The organism is Photobacterium sp. ABD4_091 (assembly GCF_056160145.1).
The window spans coordinates 576,973-597,880 of the sequence record NZ_JBSWWQ010000002.1; the positions used below are offsets into that span (position 1 = coordinate 576,973).

General features: G+C 45.5%; 21 protein-coding genes. 11 read left to right on the plus strand and 10 right to left on the minus strand.

Annotated elements, in window-relative coordinates; all coding sequences use genetic code 11:
- The first annotated feature begins 250 nt into the window (after window positions 1-250).
- Together ACXAGQ_RS16845 and ACXAGQ_RS16850 are read left to right on the plus strand one after the other, a co-directional pair.
- Window positions 251-766 (plus strand): DUF6933 domain-containing protein, encoded by a 516-nt coding sequence (locus ACXAGQ_RS16845; protein ID WP_475255368.1) that lies wholly within the window; start codon window positions 251-253, stop codon window positions 764-766.
- Between the two features lie 57 nt (window positions 767-823).
- Window positions 824-1,237, plus strand: coding sequence for an NUDIX hydrolase (locus tag ACXAGQ_RS16850; protein WP_475255369.1), 414 nt, complete (start codon window positions 824-826; stop codon window positions 1,235-1,237).
- Between the two features lie 470 nt (window positions 1,238-1,707).
- Here ACXAGQ_RS16850 and ACXAGQ_RS16855 read toward each other — a convergent pair whose 3' ends face one another.
- Window positions 1,708-2,376 (minus strand): tRNA (adenine(22)-N(1))-methyltransferase, encoded by a 669-nt coding sequence (locus tag ACXAGQ_RS16855; RefSeq protein WP_475255371.1) that lies wholly within the window; start codon window positions 2,374-2,376, stop codon window positions 1,708-1,710.
- A 242-nt stretch (window positions 2,377-2,618) separates the two neighbouring features.
- Here ACXAGQ_RS16855 and ACXAGQ_RS16860 point away from each other — a divergent pair, with 242 nt between their 5' ends.
- Window positions 2,619-3,197, plus strand: coding sequence for an HD domain-containing protein (locus ACXAGQ_RS16860; RefSeq protein WP_475256608.1), 579 nt, complete (start codon window positions 2,619-2,621; stop codon window positions 3,195-3,197).
- A 130-nt stretch (window positions 3,198-3,327) separates the two neighbouring features.
- On the opposite strand, the gene ACXAGQ_RS16865 is transcribed toward ACXAGQ_RS16860, so the two are convergent.
- From ACXAGQ_RS16865 to ACXAGQ_RS16875, 3 genes are all read right to left on the minus strand, one after another.
- A complete protein-coding gene (locus tag ACXAGQ_RS16865; protein WP_107296804.1) occupies window positions 3,328-4,344 on the minus strand; it encodes an ABC transporter permease in 1,017 nt (338 codons plus the stop codon).
- A 75-nt stretch (window positions 4,345-4,419) separates the two neighbouring features.
- Window positions 4,420-5,913, minus strand: a complete 1,494-nt coding sequence (locus tag ACXAGQ_RS16870; protein ID WP_475243266.1) for a sugar ABC transporter ATP-binding protein — start codon at window positions 5,911-5,913, stop codon at window positions 4,420-4,422.
- Window positions 5,914-6,003: 90 nt separating this feature from the next.
- Window positions 6,004-7,002 carry a sugar ABC transporter substrate-binding protein gene (locus tag ACXAGQ_RS16875; protein ID WP_475255373.1) on the minus strand — a complete coding sequence of 333 codons (999 nt, stop codon included), beginning with the start codon at window positions 7,000-7,002 and terminating at the stop codon, window positions 6,004-6,006.
- 628 nt (window positions 7,003-7,630) lie between these two features.
- Between ACXAGQ_RS16875 and ACXAGQ_RS16880 the strand changes: the two genes are divergently transcribed.
- The 5 genes from ACXAGQ_RS16880 (at window position 7,631) to ACXAGQ_RS16900 (ending at window position 14,426) form a co-directional block, all read left to right on the plus strand.
- The gene (locus ACXAGQ_RS16880) at window positions 7,631-9,538 is read left to right on the plus strand and encodes a bifunctional 5-dehydro-2-deoxygluconokinase/5-dehydro-2-deoxyphosphogluconate aldolase (RefSeq protein ID WP_475255375.1); all 1,908 of its coding nucleotides are present in this window, start codon (window positions 7,631-7,633) and stop codon (window positions 9,536-9,538) included.
- A gap of 11 nt (window positions 9,539-9,549) precedes the next feature.
- The gene (iolD, locus tag ACXAGQ_RS16885; protein WP_475255377.1) at window positions 9,550-11,400 is read left to right on the plus strand and encodes a 3D-(3,5/4)-trihydroxycyclohexane-1,2-dione acylhydrolase (decyclizing); all 1,851 of its coding nucleotides are present in this window, start codon (window positions 9,550-9,552) and stop codon (window positions 11,398-11,400) included.
- Window positions 11,401-11,411: 11 nt separating this feature from the next.
- Window positions 11,412-12,320: a myo-inosose-2 dehydratase gene (gene iolE / locus ACXAGQ_RS16890; protein ID WP_475255379.1), complete on the plus strand. Its 909-nt coding sequence runs from the start codon at window positions 11,412-11,414 to the stop codon at window positions 12,318-12,320.
- A gap of 15 nt (window positions 12,321-12,335) precedes the next feature.
- The gene (locus ACXAGQ_RS16895; RefSeq protein WP_475255381.1) at window positions 12,336-13,844 is read left to right on the plus strand and encodes a CoA-acylating methylmalonate-semialdehyde dehydrogenase; all 1,509 of its coding nucleotides are present in this window, start codon (window positions 12,336-12,338) and stop codon (window positions 13,842-13,844) included.
- Between the two features lie 111 nt (window positions 13,845-13,955).
- Window positions 13,956-14,426, plus strand: coding sequence for an RpiB/LacA/LacB family sugar-phosphate isomerase (locus tag ACXAGQ_RS16900; RefSeq protein WP_475255383.1), 471 nt, complete (start codon window positions 13,956-13,958; stop codon window positions 14,424-14,426).
- A gap of 21 nt (window positions 14,427-14,447) precedes the next feature.
- Here ACXAGQ_RS16900 and ACXAGQ_RS16905 read toward each other — a convergent pair whose 3' ends face one another.
- From ACXAGQ_RS16905 to ACXAGQ_RS16925, 5 genes are all read right to left on the minus strand, one after another.
- A complete protein-coding gene (locus tag ACXAGQ_RS16905) occupies window positions 14,448-14,651 on the minus strand; it encodes a hypothetical protein (protein WP_475255385.1) in 204 nt (67 codons plus the stop codon).
- A 143-nt stretch (window positions 14,652-14,794) separates the two neighbouring features.
- Window positions 14,795-15,277, minus strand: a complete 483-nt coding sequence (locus tag ACXAGQ_RS16910; protein ID WP_475255387.1) for a GNAT family N-acetyltransferase — start codon at window positions 15,275-15,277, stop codon at window positions 14,795-14,797.
- A gap of 111 nt (window positions 15,278-15,388) precedes the next feature.
- Window positions 15,389-16,201 carry a hypothetical protein gene (locus tag ACXAGQ_RS16915; protein ID WP_475255389.1) on the minus strand — a complete coding sequence of 271 codons (813 nt, stop codon included), beginning with the start codon at window positions 16,199-16,201 and terminating at the stop codon, window positions 15,389-15,391.
- A 237-nt stretch (window positions 16,202-16,438) separates the two neighbouring features.
- Window positions 16,439-16,879, minus strand: a complete 441-nt coding sequence (locus ACXAGQ_RS16920) for a LysR substrate-binding domain-containing protein (RefSeq protein ID WP_475255390.1) — start codon at window positions 16,877-16,879, stop codon at window positions 16,439-16,441.
- A gap of 35 nt (window positions 16,880-16,914) precedes the next feature.
- Complete coding sequence (locus ACXAGQ_RS16925) at window positions 16,915-17,370, minus strand: LysR family transcriptional regulator (protein ID WP_475255392.1); 456 nt, start codon at window positions 17,368-17,370, stop codon at window positions 16,915-16,917.
- 87 nt (window positions 17,371-17,457) lie between these two features.
- On the opposite strand from ACXAGQ_RS16925, the gene ACXAGQ_RS16930 reads away from it, so the two are divergent.
- The 3 genes from ACXAGQ_RS16930 to ACXAGQ_RS16940 are packed head-to-tail and all read left to right on the plus strand — an operon-like array spanning window position 17,458 to window position 20,191.
- Window positions 17,458-18,963, plus strand: coding sequence for a Mur ligase family protein (locus ACXAGQ_RS16930; protein ID WP_475255394.1), 1,506 nt, complete (start codon window positions 17,458-17,460; stop codon window positions 18,961-18,963).
- Between the two features lie 23 nt (window positions 18,964-18,986).
- Window positions 18,987-19,295: a hypothetical protein gene (locus ACXAGQ_RS16935; RefSeq protein WP_475255396.1), complete on the plus strand. Its 309-nt coding sequence runs from the start codon at window positions 18,987-18,989 to the stop codon at window positions 19,293-19,295.
- A 59-nt stretch (window positions 19,296-19,354) separates the two neighbouring features.
- A complete protein-coding gene (locus tag ACXAGQ_RS16940; protein ID WP_475255397.1) occupies window positions 19,355-20,191 on the plus strand; it encodes an MFS transporter in 837 nt (278 codons plus the stop codon).
- Window positions 20,192-20,267: 76 nt separating this feature from the next.
- Here ACXAGQ_RS16940 and ACXAGQ_RS16945 read toward each other — a convergent pair whose 3' ends face one another.
- Window positions 20,268-20,744: a hypothetical protein gene (locus ACXAGQ_RS16945; RefSeq protein WP_475255398.1), complete on the minus strand. Its 477-nt coding sequence runs from the start codon at window positions 20,742-20,744 to the stop codon at window positions 20,268-20,270.
- Window positions 20,745-20,908: the final 164 nt, after the last annotated feature.

Here is a 20,908-nt window from a genome sequence, read left to right on the forward strand (position 1 = left end):
TATGGGTGTAAATGTACTAGCAAGCACCGTTCGAGAGGCTACGGTGCAGAAATTATGGAAATTATGTATGGTCAGCGCCCGTATTTACGTTGGGAAATGTTCGATTAACAATGTTTTTGTCACTTTTTCATTGCAATTTCGTCATTTATCCAATATTACAATGGTTTACGCTACAGCTCGACGATATGATGTAATTGAGAGTAGCTTAATAGCTTTAGCTAAATCGATTTAAAATAAGGGGCTAGAAAGAATGTACCAACTAAGATGTACGAAGAAAGCTCAAGATGTATTAGGACTAAAATCATCTAAATTGTCCGAGGTAAAAGAGGAAGGCTTTGTCCTAGGAAACTGGTATGTAAATACGTTTACATCAAATAGACGTAAGTGTCTATTTTTCATGGAAGAGAAAACGTTAATGTCGTTTGTGTTGGTTGGTCTCCGTAAAGAACATCATAAGGACATTGGGCAACTATTCCAAGATGGAGTTAAGCGCCTCCTTAAATCTGAAGGTGTATCTGCTGAAGTACTTCAAGCCTTTGATAATGCTCCTGAGCAAGTCGAATTTACAAAGACGGATAGCAAAAAACTATTAGGTAACATGAAAGACTTGTTGGAGAATTTCGAACATTTTATCCATCTTGAAGGTGGGTTGGGGGTATGTGATTTGAATGAAATAACAATGAAAATAAACAGAATACCTCAGCGGAATCTTGGCTGGAAATACTCAGTAGATATATTGCATGAAATGCTGGGTTCAGCGAAATAACAAGCACTTAGCCAAGCGATTAGTCATTCGTGTAATAATGTAGATTAAGGAATAATAATGAATAAAGTCATAGATAAGCTTGCTTGGGTGTTGATTCAAGATGGCAAGCTTTTGGTTGTAAGATCGAAAGGCAAAGAGCTGTTTTACCTACCTGGCGGCAAGCGTGAAGTCGGGGAAAGTGATGAACAGGCGATTATCCGTGAAATCAAAGAAGAGCTATCCGCTGAACTTGATTCGAATAGTATTAAGTATATGGAGACATTTACTGCTCAAGCTGAAGGTAAAGCTGAAGGTGTCTCTGTAAAGTTAACCTGTTATTTCGCTGACTTTACTGGCGAGTTACTTCCAGATGCTGAAATTGAAGAGCTCAAATTTATCGATGGTAATGATGAAGCCATTTGCTCTGTTGCTGCATTGGTTGTTCTTAAGTGGCTTGAGTCAAAGTCATTGATTACTGGAAAAATGGTCTAAAACTTCTCATTGCATCAATAGCTTGCCTCCCTGATAAATACCGTGGATACTCAGTGAATGTTGCAATAAATCAAAGTACTACGCTGTAGTAAGACAAGGGACGGTGAATCATCAAGGCTCAACTACACGATGTTTTTAGTAGTGAATCAGTCACGCTAAATAGCCAGCACGGGCAGGTTGTAATAACCAAGGACAATGATCGCTACAAAATTGTTTTACCTAGCTGGAATGCTCTGCCAGTAGATATGGTCAAAATAGGCTTAAATACTCCTGTCGTTGATGCCTACTCAACCCGAGATGTAATTTTGGTGTTAGAGTCGGAAGCTGCTTTCTAATACCGACCAGTTGGCACTGGGTGTACGACTTGGGGTACACCCTAAGAATAAAGCAGCGATTTCATTTTACGAAAAGTGTGGCTTTAAAACTTACCAAGTTATTGAGAGTGGCTACCTTCAGACGTTTAGGCTGAATCAAACCACTATAGCGTTATAACTCTCAATAATTGCCTTGATATTGTCGGCACTGCCTCGTTGAAGGCGTCGGTAGTGGCTCAAGGTTTTGGCTATATATCGTGTGATTAAATCGGTTTGCTCATCAGAATCAGATTGCCATATTTTACAGCCGACGGCGTTGATAGGACCGTTTTCTCCAACTGTCGATGTAACATGCATGATTTCATAAAAGCGTCGATTATCTTCAATTAGCACCTCATTTTTTAGGCCAAATTGATGCTCTCTGAGTTTTTGACGTAGTGTGTATGGGTTATTTACCGGGCACAGCAAAAAATCAAAGTCAGTGCCTTGATGGTTCTGTTGAATGGCTTCTGCAAGGTCGCTCATTAAATCACCGCCCACGCCTGCAATGATCACAAGGTGTTTGCCGTCATAGTGGTTCAGAGGAATTGTGGCGACATCCTGGCAGTGAACTTGCCAATTCTCCTCTGGAAAGAAGCGATGTAGGTTCTTTTCTACTTTGACCATCAGGTCAGGCACAATATCGACAAAGTGAACATTGGGAGCGGCCTGTCGTGATAGCAGTGCAGCGCCGATGAGCCCGTGGTCACAGCAGCAATCCCAAACATAGTCGTAGCCAGATGGAACCATTTGTTCAATTTGCTTTAGTCTTGTACTGAGTTTCAATGAAAATGCCTGATTAACGTCTAAATCAGGGCGCATTGTAATGGTTTTTATCTTGTAAGCGAAGAAAAAGTAACATTAGCCGTGTAAGCATATTACGCTAGAGCGATAAGCCAGTTGCGTGTATGGTACTTTCTGAAATAGGTGATAGAAAAAGCCAATAAGGAGTAAAAGTGTTAGATACATTTAAAACGACTATTGATAATAAAATCGAAAAACACTTTATTGAGTTTATCCAATCTGAAATGCAACAAGATCTTGCGCATGATTTAAATCATGTACTGAGAGTGGTTAAAACGGCCAAAACATTGTGTGCCAGTGAAGGTGCAAAACTTGAGGTAGTGCTCCCTGCCGCTTACTTACATGACTGCTTTTCCTTTCCGAAAAATCATCCGGATAGAGCCAAGAGTTCAAAGATTGCAGCAGATAAAGCGGTAGCGTTTCTGGCGAGTATTGATTACCCTGCGGAGCATTTGGAAGCAATCCACCATGCTATTGTGACGCACAGTTTCAGCGCGAATATCAAGCCTGAAACCTTGGAAGCCCAAATCGTTCAAGATGCCGACAGGCTTGATGCATTAGGGGCGATTGGTATTGCCCGTTGTATCCAGGTCAGTTCAAATTTGGGTGTTAGCTTATATGACGCAGAAGACCCATTCAGTGAGGATAGAGAGCTAAATGATAAACAATATACAATTGATCATTTCTACACCAAGTTATTCAAGTTGAAAGACTCGATGAACACCCAGTCTGCAATCGTAGAAGCTGAAAAGCGTACTGCTTTTATGAAAGAGTACCTGCATCAACTCGGCGCCGAGATCTAATACGTGAAATAAAAAAAGCCACGTAACCCTAGGGGGAGCAACGTGGCACTTCAACGTGAAGTCCTACAGTAAAGCTAATTCTTTATAGGCTCGAGTTGTTATTTTCTTTATGGCTCATTTGAGTTAATGGTTACTTGCTCTTCTTCTGGCGTTTCATATCGAAGACAACAGCGACCACAATGACTAAGCCTTTCACAACCTGCTGCCAGTATGCCGAGACGTTGAGCAGGTCGAGACCATTCTGCAGTACACCCATGATCATGGTACCAATGATGGTGCCCTGAATCGTACCGATACCACCGGCGTGTGATACACCACCTACCGTTGCCGATGCGATGGCATCAAGCTCGTACATCACACCAAGGCCAGGCTGACCTGAGTTGATACGGGCAGACAGGATAAGAGCCGCGATACCGGCTAGTAGGCCAGCGTAGGTGTAAACCAAGATTTTGTATTTCTTAACGTTGATGCCCGATACATAAGCTGCAGTTTCGTTACCACCAATAGCGTAGGCGTATTTACCGAAGCGTGTATAGTTCAGCAGGATATAAGACACAATAGCCATAACAATAAAGATGATGACTGGAACCGGAATACCTGCAACGGTGCCTTGGCCAATCCACTGGTAAGAATCGATCAAGCTACTGACTGGACGGCCGTCAGAGTAGAGTAGGGCTGCACCACGCGCGATGATCATCATACCCAGAGTGGCGATAAACGGAGGGATACCGGTATAGGCAATCAATGCACCATTGATGAAACCACATAGAGCACCCACTGCCAACGCGACCAGAATAGGCACGATTACCGGCAGTTCAGGCATAGCAGGATACATCCGCATACCCCAGTCGAGAGTCTGGGCCATACTAGCCGAGGCCACAGCGGCGACCGCGAGTACCGAACCGGACGACAGGTCGATACCCCGGGTGATAATGATGATGGTTACCCCAAGTGCTAGCAGGCCGATACTGGCCATTTGGGTTACAACGTTAAGCAGGTTGGCTACAGTAAGGAATACTGGAGACAGAATCGACATCACCACACACATGGCGATGAAAACAAAGTAGATGGCATATTTAGAAATCAAACGTTTATAATTCTGAGGCGATTTCGCACCAGACGTTGCTTCTATTAACTTCGCAATCATAATGACTTTCCTTGATAAATTATTGCGTCACCCTGTAACAACAGCGGTGAATATATGTTTTTGCTGGCCTGGTCGTTATGCCAACGCCATTGACATGATTTTTTCCTGGGTCGCTTCGGTACCGTCGAGCTCACCTTTAAGTTTCCCTTCATGCATGACCAATACACGGTCACTCATGCCGATAACTTCAGGTAGTTCAGACGAGATCATGACCAAGCTCTTACCCATACCGGTTAAAAGACGCATCAGTTTGTAGATTTCGGATTTCGCGCCCACATCGATGCCTCGGGTTGGCTCGTCGAGGAACAGGATGTCAGGCTTGGTTAACATCCAGCGGGCTAGCAGTACTTTCTGCTGGTTACCACCACTGAGGTTATCGATAGCCTCGTTCATATGTGGGGTTTTGACTTTTAGCTTTTTACAGTGATCCTCACTGTCGCTACGCATTTGGCGGACATCAAGGACATTGGCAACGCGGCTCTTGTAGGCGTCAAGATGGGCAATAGAGGTGTTGGCGAAGATATCGAGCATCAGGTAGAGGCCTGAATGACGGCGGTCTTCGGTCAAGAAAGCCATTTTATGGCTGATGGCGTCCTGAGGAGCTTTGATCTCGACTTGATCACCGTTGATCCATATCTCACCGGTTTCCTTTTCGCGTACACCAAACAGTGTTTCGATAAGTTCAGTGCGACCTGCACCGACCAGCCCAGCAATCCCGAGGATCTCTCCTTCATGGAGTTTGAAATTCACATCACGGAAGCAGCCATCAACGGAGAGGTTCTTCACTTCGAGGCGTGTTCTACCAGGCTTGGCGGTAGGAGGTGGGAACACATCACCTAGATCACGGCCAACCATCATTTGAACCAGTTCATCATGATTGGTGTCCCGTGCTTCCCGCTCGCCGATGTAGCACCCGTCACGGAAAACTGTGATGTCATCACAGATCTTGAAAATCTCATCCATTTTATGGCTGATATACACCATGGCCACACCTTGGGATTTGAGCTTTTCGATAATCTCAAACAGGTGGGCGACTTCTTTATCGGTCAGAGCTGAAGTTGGCTCGTCCATGATGATGATTTTTGAGTCGAAGGAAATAGCCTTGGCGATTTCTACCATCTGCATGGTTGCCACGGTCAACTCACTCATCAGGGTTCGTGGATCAAGCTCTAAGTCCAGACGCTGTAGTAGGGCTTCGGTATCAGCGAACATCTTCTTATGGTCGATGAGCTTAAGTGGCCCTTTTAATGGTTCGCGTCCCAGCCAGATATTTTCAGCAATATTTCGGTGTAGAACGGGAGAGAGTTCTTGGTGAATCATTGAAATCCCGCTCTCTAAAGATTCTTTAGCGCCAGAGAAATCTACGAGTTCCCCTAGGTAGCGAATGGTGCCAGCATCGCGCTGGTAAGTGCCAAACAGCACTTTCATCAAGGTTGATTTTCCTGCACCATTTTCGCCCATGAGTGCCATTACACGGCCTTTCTTCAGGGTAAGCTGCACGTTATCAAGTGCCTTTACACCGGGAAAAGTTTTGGTAATACCACGCATCTCAAGTATTACTTGGCTCATACAGAATTGCTCCAAAATTGGCCCTACGTCTCTAGCGCGTGGCTAGTCTGTTGCAGGGCCGGATAAGTTATTTATAGAGAGGGTGGTGGATTAACTTTTAGCTTGGAATTCAGCTAGGTTGTCTTTGGTAACAAGTTCAGCAGGGATCCAAGTGATTTTTTCCTGAGGCTTTTTGTTAATGGCATTCATTGCTGCGTCAAGTGCGCCGCGGGCTTGGCCAACACCGTCTTGGAATACGGTTGCATCCAATGCACCATCCTGGATTGCCATGATGCCGTCTGGCGTTGCATCGACACCGACAACGATAGTGTCATCAAGTTTACCCGCAGCACGTAGCGCCTGGATAGCACCCAAAGCCATGTCGTCATTGTTAGATAGGATAATGTCGATCTGTTCACCAGAGTTGATCCAGTTTTCCATTACGATCATGCCCTGTGAACGCTGCCAAAGGCCAGTTTGCTTACGGGTGATGTTAAATTCAGGCTTGTCTTTGAAGAAGTCTTCTACACCTTGGGTACGTAGGATAGCCGCTTCTACTGTCATCATACCCATGATGATACCGATGTTACCGCCTTCTACTTTAGATGCTGCGTATTTAGCCTGTTCTTCACCGAAACGAAGCTCGTCAGAACCAACATAAGACACACCTTCTGGCAGGTAAGAAGGGCGACGGTTTAGGTAAACCAGTTCGATGCCTGCTTTCTGGATGCTGTCTGTCATTGGTTGGGTCGCATCGGTGTTTACCGGTACGAGGATGATGCCGTCAACTTGCTGAACAATGAAGTTTTGGATTTGACCCAACTGTTTCACTGTGTCTTCTTTTGCATCAACGAAAATCAAATCTATGTTGCCCATCTCCTTGGCGTATTTATCCATGGAGTCTTTCATATTGACCAGGAAGGTGTCGTCAAAGTTAGGAATGGCAACGCCAATCCTAATCTTATCTTCACCATCTTCACCACCACAGGCTGCCAGTACAAATACAGCACCGATGATCGCGAACTTACGTAGGATCCCTTTGGATAGGGACTTTGTCGTTGAAATAGAGTTAGTAATTAGAGAAGTAATTCCATGTATCAGTGACGGCATTGTTGCCTCCTTAATATGATGCATCTAACCGTTTTCTTGGGTGAAATGTACATTTCAAAAATACGGTAAATAGATGCTTGTCACTTTCTAGAGTGAAATGTCTCTCCAGAAAGCGTGTTCACGTTGATTGAAATAAATTTATTATTTTTATGTAAACAACTATATGCCTGAGCTCAATTAATAACCACCACTGATTGAGTGTAAATGACAAAATTGTTAACCATGTCTCACTGGAATCAATGTCTAATAGCTATCTTATCCTCTAAATTAATGATTTTTATGGTTAAAATTTGAGTGCTTGTGCTGTAAAAAGTATAAGTTATTGAAATTATACAAAATAATAAGCAAACGATACCTTGTTGTTAGTATGTTGCAAATGTTTGAAAAATATTTTCCATTTCTTTTCTGTTGAGAGCGAGATTCTGAGTGGTAAGGAAATTTTACCTTGATCACAAAATATATTTTTCATTTCATTTTTCATTTAAAATGAAATTAATATTTCGTATGATATGAGTATCGAAACAATGAGGGTTGGGATAGGTGTTCTCAGCAAATATTGTCGGAATCAGTTTAATCAATATCTGAACGGTTCTTAACTACTCGGTAGTTAAAGGAAGGAGTGAAAAGGATGAATACCAGCAATAAGAAATTAGATCTTATTTGTTTGGGGCGAGTTGCTGTTGACCTATATGGCCAGCAAATTGGGGCTCGCCTAGAAGATATGGGCACTTTCTCTAAGTATCTTGGTGGGTCATCAGGCAACGTCGCTTATGGCACAGCAAGGCAAGGTTTGAAGTCTTCCATGCTGGCAAGGGTCGGTGATGAACACATGGGGCGCTTTCTGCGCGAAGAGCTGCAACGTGTGGGTGTTGATACCAGTAATTTGATTACAGATAAAGAACGCCTGACCGCCCTGGTCATCCTCGGAATTAAGGATGAAGATACTTTTCCTCTGATTTTCTACCGTGATAACTGCGCTGATATGGCGATTACTGCCGATGATATTGATGAGCAATACATTGCATCTGCTCGGTGTCTTGCGATAACAGGTACCCATCTTTCTCATCCCAACACTCGCGAAGCAGTCTTAACGGCTTTGCGCTATGCCCGAAAGCACGGTGTGAAAACCGCCATTGATATTGATTACCGTCCTGTACTTTGGGGCTTAACCACACTTGGCGATGGCGAGACACGCTTTATTGAATCAGGTCAGGTAACTGAGCAATTGCAGGAAGTTCTCGGGCTGTTCGACTTGATTGTCGGTACCGAAGAAGAGTTCCACATCGCTGGTGGCTCGACAGATACTGTTGAAGCACTGAAAGCCGTTCGTGAAGTGAGTAATGCCGAATTAGTGTGTAAGCGTGGTCCACTAGGTTGCTCAGTATTTTCTGATGAGATCCCAAATGATCTCGACGACGGTATTACCGTTGAAGGCGTTCGCGTTGATGTACTGAATGTACTTGGGGCAGGCGATGCCTTTATGTCTGGCTTGCTGCGTGGCTACCTAAATAATGAAGGTTGGGAAAAAGCCTGTGCTTATGCCAACGCATGTGGTGCCTTGGTAGTTTCTCGCCATGGTTGTGCACCTGCCATGCCATCTAAAGAAGAGCTAGACAATTATTTAGCCCGTGCCAATGACGTACCCCGTCCAGATCTAGATGATACGCTGAACCACCTCCACCGCGTAACGACCCGTGATAAAGAGTGGGAAGAGCTCTGCGTCCTTGCGTTTGATCACCGTATCCAGTTTGTCGAAATGGCTCGTGAAGCTAATACGGATATCAGCCGTGTTAAAACATTGAAAAAGCTTATCCTCCAGGCGAGCCGTGAAGTGGCTGAAGAGGCTGGTCTGTCAGGTAAAGCCGGTTTACTTTGCGATAGCACATTCGGACAAGATGTTCTGAATGACATTACCGGCGAAGGTTGGTGGATTGGCCGACCGGTAGAGCTGCCAGCTTCTCGTCCGCTTGAGTTGGAACACGGCAATATTGGCTCTCAGTTGATTGATTGGCCGCTTGAGCATGTTGTGAAGTGCCTTGTGTTCTTCCACCCGGATGATCACCATGCGTTACGCCTTGAGCAGGAGAAACAAGTGCGTGAAGTGTACGAAGCCTGCTGTAAAACAGGGCATGAGCTACTGCTAGAAGTGATTTTGCCTGCAGATATGGAACGCACTGATGAGTTATATCTGCGTGCAATGCAACGTTTCTACAACATAGGGGTGAAACCTGATTGGTGGAAACTACCGCCGATGGAGGCTGATTCTTGGCAAGCTGTTAATGCGCTTATTCAATCGCGTGATAAGCACTGCCGAGGTGTTGTACTGCTGGGCTTGGATGCACCAGAAGAAGAGCTGAAAGCTGGGTTCAATGCAGCGGCAAGCACCGACATTGTAAAAGGCTTTGCGGTGGGGAGAACCATTTTCGGACAGCCATCGCGCCTGTGGCTTGCCAATGAGATTGACGATGCTGGTTTGATTGAACAAATCAAACAGAACTACCACAACCTAATTACTCTGTGGCGCCAGCGTGGCTAAAGGAATCAACCATGAGTGTTAATACTGTACGCCTGACAATGGCTCAGGCACTAGTGAAATACCTTCAAGCACAAAAAGTAGACATTGATGGCGAGATTAAGCCTATGTTTGCTGGGGTATTTGCCATCTTTGGCCATGGCAATGTTGCCGGGCTAGGGGAAGCGCTTTACCACGCCAACGAAATTTTGCCGACTTACCGCGCCCATAATGAGCAAGCAATGGCGCACAGTGCCATTGCCTTTGCCAAGGCGAATAATCGTCAGCGTATGATGGCAGCGACAACTTCGGTTGGACCAGGTGCATTGAATATGGTGACAGCTGCGGCGCTGGCTCATGTAAACCGCTTGCCTGTTCTGCTTCTGCCGGGTGACACTTTTGCGACTCGTGAACCGGATCCAGTGCTTCAGCAAGTTGAAGATTGGAGTGACGCAACCATTACGCCGAATGATTGTTTCAAACCTGTCAGTCGTTTCTTTGACCGCATTACTCGCCCAGAGCAGCTGCTGAACAGTCTGCCGCAAGCGATGCGTGTGTTAACTGACCCTGTTGAGTGTGGCCCGGCTACCATAGCCATCCCGCAAGATGTGCAGACCATGGCGTTTGACTATCCGCTGCATTTCTTTGACGAAAAGGTTCACCGCGTGCGCCGCCCAGGTGCAGACGAGCATGAACTGGCTGAAGTAGTTGAACTCATTAAGCAAGCCAAACAGCCATTGGTGATTGCTGGTGGTGGTATTCATTACTCAGGTGCGCTGGAACAATTCCGCGAATTTGTTGAAACCTACCAGCTACCGGTTGGTGAAACACAAGCAGGTAAAGGGGCATTGCCTTGGGATCATACCTCTAACCTTGGCTCTATTGGTGTGACTGGCTCGGCAGCAGTCAACAAGATGGCCGCAGAAGCAGACATAATCATCGCAGTTGGTAGCCGCTTGCAAGACTTTACCTCTAGCTCAAGAGCGCTATTTAAGCCAGGTGCCAAGATAGTCTCGCTTAACGTCAATGGTTTTGATGCGACCAAGCATTACGGCATGCCATTGGTTGCCGATGCCAAGTCAACACTGCCAAAACTGACAGAGCTGTTAGTGGATTGGCCAGTGAGTACTGATTGGAAACAAAAGGCCGAGTCGCTTCGCCTTGAGTGGAATGAAACGGTGTCAATCGCTATGACTGACCGTGGCACAGAGCTGCCGACCGATGCAGAAGTGATTGGTGCGGTTAACCGCTCGGCAGATGAAAAAGACATAGTGGTTTGTGCTGCTGGTGGCCTGCCAGGCGAGCTGCATAAGTTATGGCGTACCCGCTATGACAAAGGCTATCACCTCGAATATGGATTTTCTTGCATGGGCTATGAGATTGCCGGTGGCCTTGGCGTCAAGATGGCCAAGCCGGAGTCTGAAGTTTTCGTCATGATCGGTGATGGCTCATACCTGATGTTGAATTCAGAAATCGCTACCTCGGTGATGCTAGGGCACAAGTTGGTGCTTGTAGTACTGGATAACCGTGGATTCGGGTGTATTAACCGTCTTCAACATGCTTGCGGTGGGGCAGGTTTCAATAACTTGCTCAAAGACTGCAACACCATTGATGAGGGAGCGCCGAAGACAGATTTTGCTACACATGCCCGCTCGCTAGGGGCACAGGCCGAGAAAGTGGCCAATATTGCTGAGCTAGAGCAAGCCCTGGTGCGAGCCAAGCAAGCGACATCGACGTATGTCATCACCTTGGATACCGACCCACTAAGTACAACTGAATCGGGCGGTTCATGGTGGGAAGTCGCAGTACCTGAAGTGTCTGAGCGAGAACAAGTACGTGCTGCCAGAGCACGTTATGAAGTCGCCAAACAACAGCAAGTTATTTAAGGAGAATTAGCATGACTGTTCAACTAGGTATCAACCCTCTGACTTGGACCAACGATGACTTGCCGTCTCTGGGAGCTGAAACCCCGCTAGAAACATGTTTGACCGAAGGTCGCCAAGCAGGATTTGCCGGCTTTGAGCTTGGCAATAAGTTTCCACGTGAAGCGAGTGTGCTTGGGCCTATTTTAGCTAAACATGACCTCAAGTTAGTATCAGGTTGGTATTCGGGCGAATTGCTAACACGTTCGGTAGAGGAAGAAATCGAAGCGGTTCAGCCTCACCTGACATTGCTGCGTGAACTTGGGGCAAAGGTAATGGTTTTTGCTGAAGTGACCGATTGCATCCATGGCCAGCAAAACACACCAGTTCGTTTACGCCCTCATTTCCCTGCAGGCAAGTGGCAAGAGTATGGCAAGAAACTGAGCGAGTTTGCCAAGTACACCAAAAGCCAAGGTGTTGAGGTCGCCTATCACCATCACATGGGAACCGTTATCGAAACGGCTGAAGATATCGATAACCTCATGGAGTTCACCAGTGAAGAAGTCGGGCTGCTGCTTGATACTGGTCACCTGACATTTGCTGGCGCGGATCCGGTGCAGGTTGCAACGCGTTGGGCACACCGAATTAACCATGTCCATACCAAAGACGTTCGTGCCGATGTATTGGCTGATGTGAAGAACCGTCAAACCAGCTTCCTTGATGCGGTATTAGATGGCGTGTTCACCGTACCGGGTGATGGTTGTGTGAATTACCCAGCGGTGTTTGAACAGCTGAAAAAAGCGAATTACCAAGGTTGGTGTGTGGTTGAGGCAGAGCAGGATCCAGCCATCGCCCACCCAATGACCTATGCCACCTTAGGATTTAACAATTTACAAAAACTTGCTCGCGAGGCCGGGCTATTAAATGGCGAAGGCCAAGAGTAATTACAGGAGCAAAACATGGAAACAGTTCAAAACTTCATTCAGGGTCAAATCAGCGAAAGCCACAGCCAGCGCTTTGCACCTGTATTCAACCCCGCAACCGGTGAGCAGACACGTCAGGTAGTACTTAGCTCGGCAGCAGAAACGGCAGAAGCTATTGCAGCGGCAGATAAAGCGTTCCCGGCTTGGGCGAAAACGTCACCATTGAAGCGTGCCCGTGTCATGTTCAAATTTAAAGCATTGCTTGAGCAGAACATGGACAAACTGGCTCGCCTGATTTCAAACGAGCACGGTAAAGTGTATTCGGATGCCGTGGGTGAAGTTACGCGTGGCCTTGAAGTGGTTGAGTTTGCCTGTGGTATTCCGCACCTGCAAAAAGGCGAGCATTCAGCAAACGTGGGAACGGGCGTTGATAGCCATTCACTGATGCAACCGCTTGGTGTATGTGCCGGTATTACGCCGTTCAACTTCCCAGCGATGGTGCCGATGTGGATGTTCCCAATAGCTTTGGCAACCGGTAACACGTTTGTCTTGAAGCCGTCAGAGAAAGATCCATCACTGGGTTTGGTATTGGCTGAGCTATTAAAAGAAGCTGGCTTACCAGATGGTGTCTTCAATGTAGTAAACGGTGACAAAGAAGCGGTCGATGTATTGCTGACTGACCCTCGGATTCAAGCCGTTAGCTTTGTTGGCTCAACACCAATTGCAGAATATATTTACTCAACCGCCTCTGCACATGGCAAGCGTTGCCAGGCACTTGGTGGGGCGAAGAATCACTGTATCCTGATGCCGGATGCCGATTTGGATATGGCAACAAGCGCAATCATGGGTGCAGCTTATGGCGCGGCAGGTGAACGTTGTATGGCGTTGTCAGTGGTTGTCGCTGTGGGTGATGAAACTGCTAACGAGCTTATTGGTAAACTGAAGTCACAAATTGATGTGATGAAGGTTGGTCCTGGCGTGGTGGACGGCCCTGAAAATGACATGGGACCTGTGATCTCTTCACAGCATAAAGACAAGATCTGCGATTACATCACATCGGGCGTTGAGCAGGGTGCTGCTTTGGTAGTCGATGGCCGTGATATCCGTATCGAAGGGCATGAGAATGGCTTCTTCGTTGGCCCAACTCTGTTTGATAATGTGTCGCCAGAGATGACTATTTACCAAGAAGAAATCTTTGGCCCGGTACTAGCCGTCGTTCGTGTGCCTGACTACCAGACAGGCCTAGAGCTAATCAATCGCCACGAGTACGGTAACGGTACTGCAATCTTTACTCGTGATGGCGAAACGGCTCGCCAGTTCAGTGAAGATGTATTGGCTGGCATGGTGGGTGTGAATGTACCAATTCCTGTGCCAATGGCTTTCCATAGTTTCGGTGGCTGGAAGCGTTCAGTGTTTGGCCCGCTGAATGTCCACGGCAACGACGGCGTTCGCTTTTATACTCGAATGAAGACAGTGACAAGCCGTTGGCCTACAAGCGTACGATTGGAGCAACACAGCAGCAGTTTTGTGATGCCGACAATGTAATGGTTCTTTTATTTGAATAAAATAGAGTCAGACTTGCACTGAGTAAGTCTGGCTCTTTTTGTATATACGCCCATGTAAAATTCACAATAATAATCAAAGGACTGACTCAATATGAAAATAGCAATAGGTAATGACCACACAGGTGTCGAGCTTAAACGTTATTTGACAGCCCAACTCGAACAGCTTGGCCACACGGTAGTCAATGTTGGGACAAATGATACTGACCGTACACATTCAGCCATTTATGCCACCGCAGTGGCAGGGCTAATCAATCACGGTGAAGTCGAATTAGGTATTTTAATTTGTGGTACAGGGGTTGGCATGTCGATTTGTGCCAATAAATTCAATGGTGTTCGCGCTGTGATGGGGGCAAACCTCTACACGGTAAAACAGTCAAAAGAGCATAATGATACCAACGTGTTGACACTTGGCGCATTGACCACAGAGAAGGCCAATGCGAAGCAATTGGTGACCACGTGGCTTGATGCAGAGTTTGATGGGACGGAAACTCGCCGATATAGGCTTGACCTTATCAGCGAGATAGAAGCGCAGCAGCAGTCCAAGGAGGAAATCTATTCTTGATTTAGGCTCTTTAGCTTGGAATTATCGAAGCGCTTCAATGGCCATTGGCAGCAATTCTACCCAACTGTAGATAACGATAACGGCAATGACGATGGTCCATATGATGCGCTCGATCCAACTCTTTCGGCTGTAGTAGCGAAATGGGTCTGGCTCGCCGCAATTGGGGCAGGTATGAGCACGTTTGGAAATTTCTTTTTCGCAAAGTGGACAAGCTTGCAGTGGCATCCTAAATTACTCCATCCTTATCAATCACTCTTTAAACATAGTTTAAAAGCAGTGACTTAAAAACAGTTCATTAAGGTTTGATTGATCAAAGAGTGAGGCTTATCAAGCTTTCTCGCTCTATTATATGCACCAAAGGCATGCGGTTATGTCTTTGCGGGTTTTAGAGGGGCTCTCATTATGTGCTGAGGCCCTACAGGACCACCCCAATACAATTCGTTCGTATCTTCAAATCCTGCCTTGAGGTAACAGCGGTATGCGGCTGGGTTTTTGCAATTTACGGTTAGGTAAATGCAGTCGTATTGCTTGAAATGTGTTTTGCAATACTCAACAGCACGGATAACAGACTGTGTGCCTACGCCTTTTCCCTGCATCCTGTTATCAATTAGCAAAGTGCACAGTCCCACACTGTTTGCAGGGCAGTAGTTTTGTTTTTGAGACAAGAGAATATCGAGTTTGAAATAACCGATGACTTGGCGGTCTTTGCAAATAGCAAAGGGAAGGATGCCTGCTTCCTTGGTCGCTAAAAAAGATTCCGGCGAAGCAGAGAAAACGATTTGCTCTTGGTCTGCTTGAATGTCCAGGATGCCGCTTTCCAAAGCGATATCCAAAGGATGGATAGTAATCATACTCAGTCACCATATTGCATGGGTAATAGAGTGAGATTTTCACTTTTTAAGGTAGATTACAATAGGAACTTAGGCAGTGAGAGGGAGTTAACTCCCCCTCATATCATATGTTTAGTAACCGAATGATGGTGCAAGTACATCATAAATGATGGCAGGGTATGCGGTATCCATCATCAGAGGTCTTTGGTAGACAAATCCATCACTATTGTCCGTGAAGTGAGCTACAAAGAATAGACGCTCAACAGTTCGGTACGAATCCATCACAAAGTCAGAATTGCCTCCATCGAGAGGTGACCCATCAGAGAAGATGTGGTTATTATTTGAAATAACCGCAAGAGGGTGATTGATCGTGTCAAAGTCACTTTCAGTGTTACACGCATCAACATTACACATATTCAAGCCATACGAGACATTACCATATTCGATATGCAGCTCTTTTCCGTCTAGACCTGTTGCAACATGGTTTGCCTGAGGCCAAATTTTGCCCGCAGCTATGTTGTCTTCATTAATTACCCAGGTGAAATTGTGCTCAAAGTCAGTGCTGCTATGGCCTTGGTCATCATCGCCAGTATGCTTAGCAGCGTAGTAGGTGATAGTTAGCGTTTCATTGGCCCAGTCACAACCTGTGAAGACTTCATATTGCGGATGCTCGCCTTCAAAGCTACACGCTTTGTGAAGAGCAGCTACCGTCATACCAAATCGTGCAGATACTTCCGGGTACCAGTTGTCTGGGTGTGGGCGATCAGGACCAAACTCCGGCAGATGATCAGGCACTTCAGGCACAGGTCTTTCCGGCACTGCAATCTCAGGTAAATGGCTTGATGGTGGCAGGATCTTGTCATCAGAAGGATCATTTGACGAGTTGCTTGATGAGTTACAACCAGCTAGCAATGCAACTGCAAGAACAGCAGAGAGTTTTTTCATTTCAATTCACCATATTGATGACCTACCACAGAAGTAGGCGTTGGATTAAGTGCTTACGTTATGGTGTATTTATACACTGTATTATTGTTATGAGGATCATTACTCTCGTTGATAACTGCGATAAGCAGGATTGATTGGTGAGTAAAAGAATATTGTTTTATTGATGGCATTTATTAATTAAACAATATTTTATTGTCTCAGATATAAAAGCGTAAAGGTAACTAGACTATCGCGTTACTATTTCACTAATACAGCAACTTTCTGTTGGATTATCGAAAGCACCCGGTTGGTTAGCCACTTTTGTTTAGGATGTTCACTGTCGCGCCGTCGGGTGATCATTTCAATATCAAAGTCAGGGATTGGGATGGGGGCTTCACATATAGTAACGATGTCACCTTTTGGCGCTGAGCGGCCAACGAGTTCTGCCATAACGCAAAGTAGCGGCCTACCCATTAGCATATGACGCAGGGTAAGAAAGCGGGTTGAGCCAAGTACGACTTTTCGTTTCTTTTCCAAGTCAGACAATGTGATATCAACCGGGGAGGTTAATTCACGATTGGCTGTGATCACCATCTGTGGCGTTGCTAGATAATCATCAAGACTAATCGGCAATTTGACGTTCAATACCGAGTTATCGAATAAGCAAACATGACGCTCCCGGTATAAAAACGTACGCAACAGGCTTTCGGGGAGGGTTTTGAACACACCAATGGCTAATCAATATCACCTGACTCAAGAGCAGACTCGCAGTTAGAAGGGTCAATCGCTTTGAATAATACCTGGCTGTTTGGACAAACACTCAGCAATTGATCAAAAAGGACGGGACCAAACACTTGTTCTGCGTAGTCTGAAAGGCCAATGACGAATTTGTCGTGGTATTCTTGCGGCTCAAAAATATTAGGAAGCAGAATGTCTTCGCGGATGATAGTTAGTACGGCAGATATCTTTGGTGATAACTCGTGGGCCCGTTGTGTTGGTACCATGATGTTACCTTGCCGTTCAAATAGTGGATCACCCAGTAAACCACGGAGACGCTTCAGGTTATAACTGGTAGCAGGTTGCCCAAGGTGAAGGCGTTCGGATGCTCCAGAGTCACTGCGGCAAATCATGATTGCTTCAAACGTCAGCAGAAGGTTGAGGTCGACACCTTTCCAATTAATACCACTCATAACTTTAATCAGCCCATTCGATTTCGTTGATATCTTTGATAGCGCTAAGATAACAGCATTGAAGAGAGTATTCGACTTGAGAACAGTATGAATAGTAGCCACCGAAAAGTTTTAACGTCATTAGCTTCATTACCAGTAAAGGAATTTAAGACACATAGCCAAAAGGTGAATCCTGACGATGTGTTTGTATGTCGACAAGGCCTAACATGGGATAGTCATTTATCGGCTCAAGACGCAGTCGAACGTGGTGCTTGTGGTGTAATTGCGAATCGGCCCTTGGACTTGTCGGTGCCATGCATGGTGACGCCCAGCCACAGTACATCTGTTAGTTTGATTAACCAGTACTATGCTTACCCTCAAGATCAGATCAAGCATATTGGGGTGACAGGGACCAACGGCAAAACAACCGTAGCATATTGCTTGAACCAGTTGCTCAACCTCAGAGGCAAGTCAGCTTATACCGGTACACTAGGCAGCTCGTTTGACGACGTTTATTACCCGTTGGACAACACCACGCCAGATGCTATTACCTTACTGAACATATTTCATGCGATGGAGAAATGTGGTGTGTCCCACCATGTCATGGAAGTGAGCAGCCATGCTTTATCGCAGGATAGGGTGACACATATCGACTTTGATATTGTCATTATTACCAATATTGGTTCTGACCATCTGGATTATCACAAGCACCGTGAAGATTACATTCAAGCGAAATTAAGGCTTATTGATAGGCTAAAGCCCGGTGGTGTTGCCATTGTAAATTTGGATGATGAGCAGTCTCTTTCCGTGATTGAACGGTGCCGAAGCCGTTGTGAAGTTATCAGCTTTAGCTGTGTTGATGAAGGGGCAGATCTCTTTGCTTCAAAGGTACTTTCTACTTGCAGTGGCAGTCAATTTAACTTGAATTACCAAGGGACAGAATATCAAGTCACATCGAGTTTGCCGTTCCTTTTCAATGTTGAAAATAGCCTTGCCATTATTGCTTCTATGCTGGGTTTGGGAATGCCGATAAAAGAGGTTCTGGGTTTATTAGAGTTAATGCAACCGGCACCAGGACGTAGTGAAGTGTATCCACTCAGTAATGGTGCAACCGTGATTCTCGATTATGCCCATAATTACGATAGCCTAAGTAATCTCTATCGGAATGTCCTTGAGCATAAAACTGGCAAAGTCGTGACGGTTATCGGTGTGACGGGAGAGAGGCTAGCAGATGCCGATGATATTGGTGCGTTGTGTTTTGAGCATTCAGATCAACTCGTGCTGACCACGGATAATCCATTAGGCGTTAATCAGGAAGATTTGTTTAAGGCGCTGACAAGTAAACTGCCATTGAACTCAAACAAAGCTAGCGCATGTATTGAGGACCGATTGTTGGCAATCAAAGTGGCCATTACTGAGCTCCAATCGGGAGATGTTTTGCTGCTCTGTGGTAAAGGACATGAAAAGTACCAGTACATTACTAGCAATAAGAATGAAGCAAAGCCATATGTGGGAGACTTGGATGCAGTGAAAATGGCATCTGAAACCATAGGTTTGCAGCTTGTGACAGGGCTTGTTGAATCAGCGGAACCGGCAGACCTTACGGTGAAATAAACTTCTATAGAGGAATGGTAAGCATGGCGTTACTGAGCCAGACAGAACCTATCCCGATGAGAAAAAACGCGACATATGTGAAGTTGCTGTCTGCACAAGTGGTTTCCCTTATACGGACTGGGATCAGTACCTTGACGCTGGCGCTGCTTGCTTGGGATATCGCAGGGGAAGAAGCCAGTGCTGTACTGGGTATCGCATTTGCTTTGAAGATGATTGCTTACGTTGGCTTGGCACCTGTGTTTGGTGCCGTTGCCTATAAGCTGCCCAGAAAACCTGCAATGATCACGTTGGATTTACTCCGAGCAGGTTTCATTATGTTTTTTTGTCACTGAAACTTGGCAGATCTATGTGCTGGTCTTTTGCATTAATGTGTTCGGCAGGTTTTACTCCTTTGTATCAATCAACGCTGCCAGCTGTACTTCCTGATGAGAACCAGTATTTAAGGGCGTTATCATTTAGCAGGTTGGCCTACGATCTGGAGCAAATCATCAGCCCGTTACTTACCGCCTCATTGCTGGTGATGTTGGGGTTCAGGCAGTTATTTATTCTCAATGCTTTTACCTTCTTGTTGTCGGCGATATTACTGATGATTTGTGTTTTTCCATTAATCAAAGCAACGCCGCCATGTAATAGAGGTCCTCTTAATCAACTGAAGCACGGTATGCAGTCTTATTTGTCGACACCAAGGCTAAGGGCACTGTGGATTGGGTACCTGGCGGCTTCTGCTGCCAGTGCAATGGTTATTGTAAATACGGTCGTTTATGTGAATCAGGTTTTGGTTGGAGGAGAACAAGAGACCGCATTAGCGATGGCAGTGGTAGGTTTTGGCTCTATGGTAATTGCGCTGAAACTGCCTAAATGGCTCGAAGGTAGAAAGCTTCGCAGTTTCATGTTGCTCGGTAGCACGATGATTGTCACCGCATTTTTGATAGCGACTCAGCTTCCCGGTTGGTATGGGTTTAGTTGGGTATGTTTGCTGTTTGGGGCCGGTATGTCATTTATCCAGACTCCTGCAGGTGTGCTGATCACCCGCTCATGCCAAGAGGAAGATGCAACAGCTTTTTTAGCCGCTCATTTTTCGCTTACCCACTTGTGGTGGTTGTTTACCTATTTGCTCGCAGGGTGGAGTGCGGTAATGCTAGGGTTATCTGCGGCTTATTGGGTAATGGGCGCTCTTTGTCTTTGTAGCCTCTTAGCGGTATATCGATGGTTTCCCAAAGAAGACTAATTAAACGAGTTCTGTATCATTAAACAAATAAAGCCACTCAACGTGTTTAATTGAGTGGCTTAATTTAATACTTTACTTATTTGGCTTGTTCATGACGAATATACATGATAGCAATCATACTAAAGCCCATAAATTGCCATAGATATTGACCATCACTCGCACCTGAAAGTGTTTGGGTAAATGCCATACAGCCAGCAACAAACAATGAAGATACTGCTGAGTAAAATAGCCATGGGCGCTCTTTATTTGAAAGGAACTCTCCATTAAATACAGAGCGAATAATTAAAATGAATGGAACGCATTGCAATGCAATCAAAATAGGGAACATGAAATCAAAAGTAGGACTGAGGAAAGCATGTCCCACTTGGCTTTTATCCCACGTGCCAACAATATAGCCTTTCCATCCAGCCCAAGTATCACCAGAATAAGCGGTGTCTGGCGTAACCACGCCTAACAATACGCCCATAACCTTATCGATAAAGCCATTTTTAAACCAAAATACAAACAAGAAAATTTGAAGAGGAATAATTTGGAAGGCCATCTTTTTTAACATGCTTTTACCTCAATAAACAGAGAGTGTTGGATGAGGAGATTATGAAAAGATTGAACTAATTGGTTGTTGATGCAAGGCAAGACGAAAAGAAAACAAACAAAAATCAAAGCTTTTGAGAGGAGCTATCCAACAGGTTAAACAGGGTGATGAAGCGCCTAGCCCTT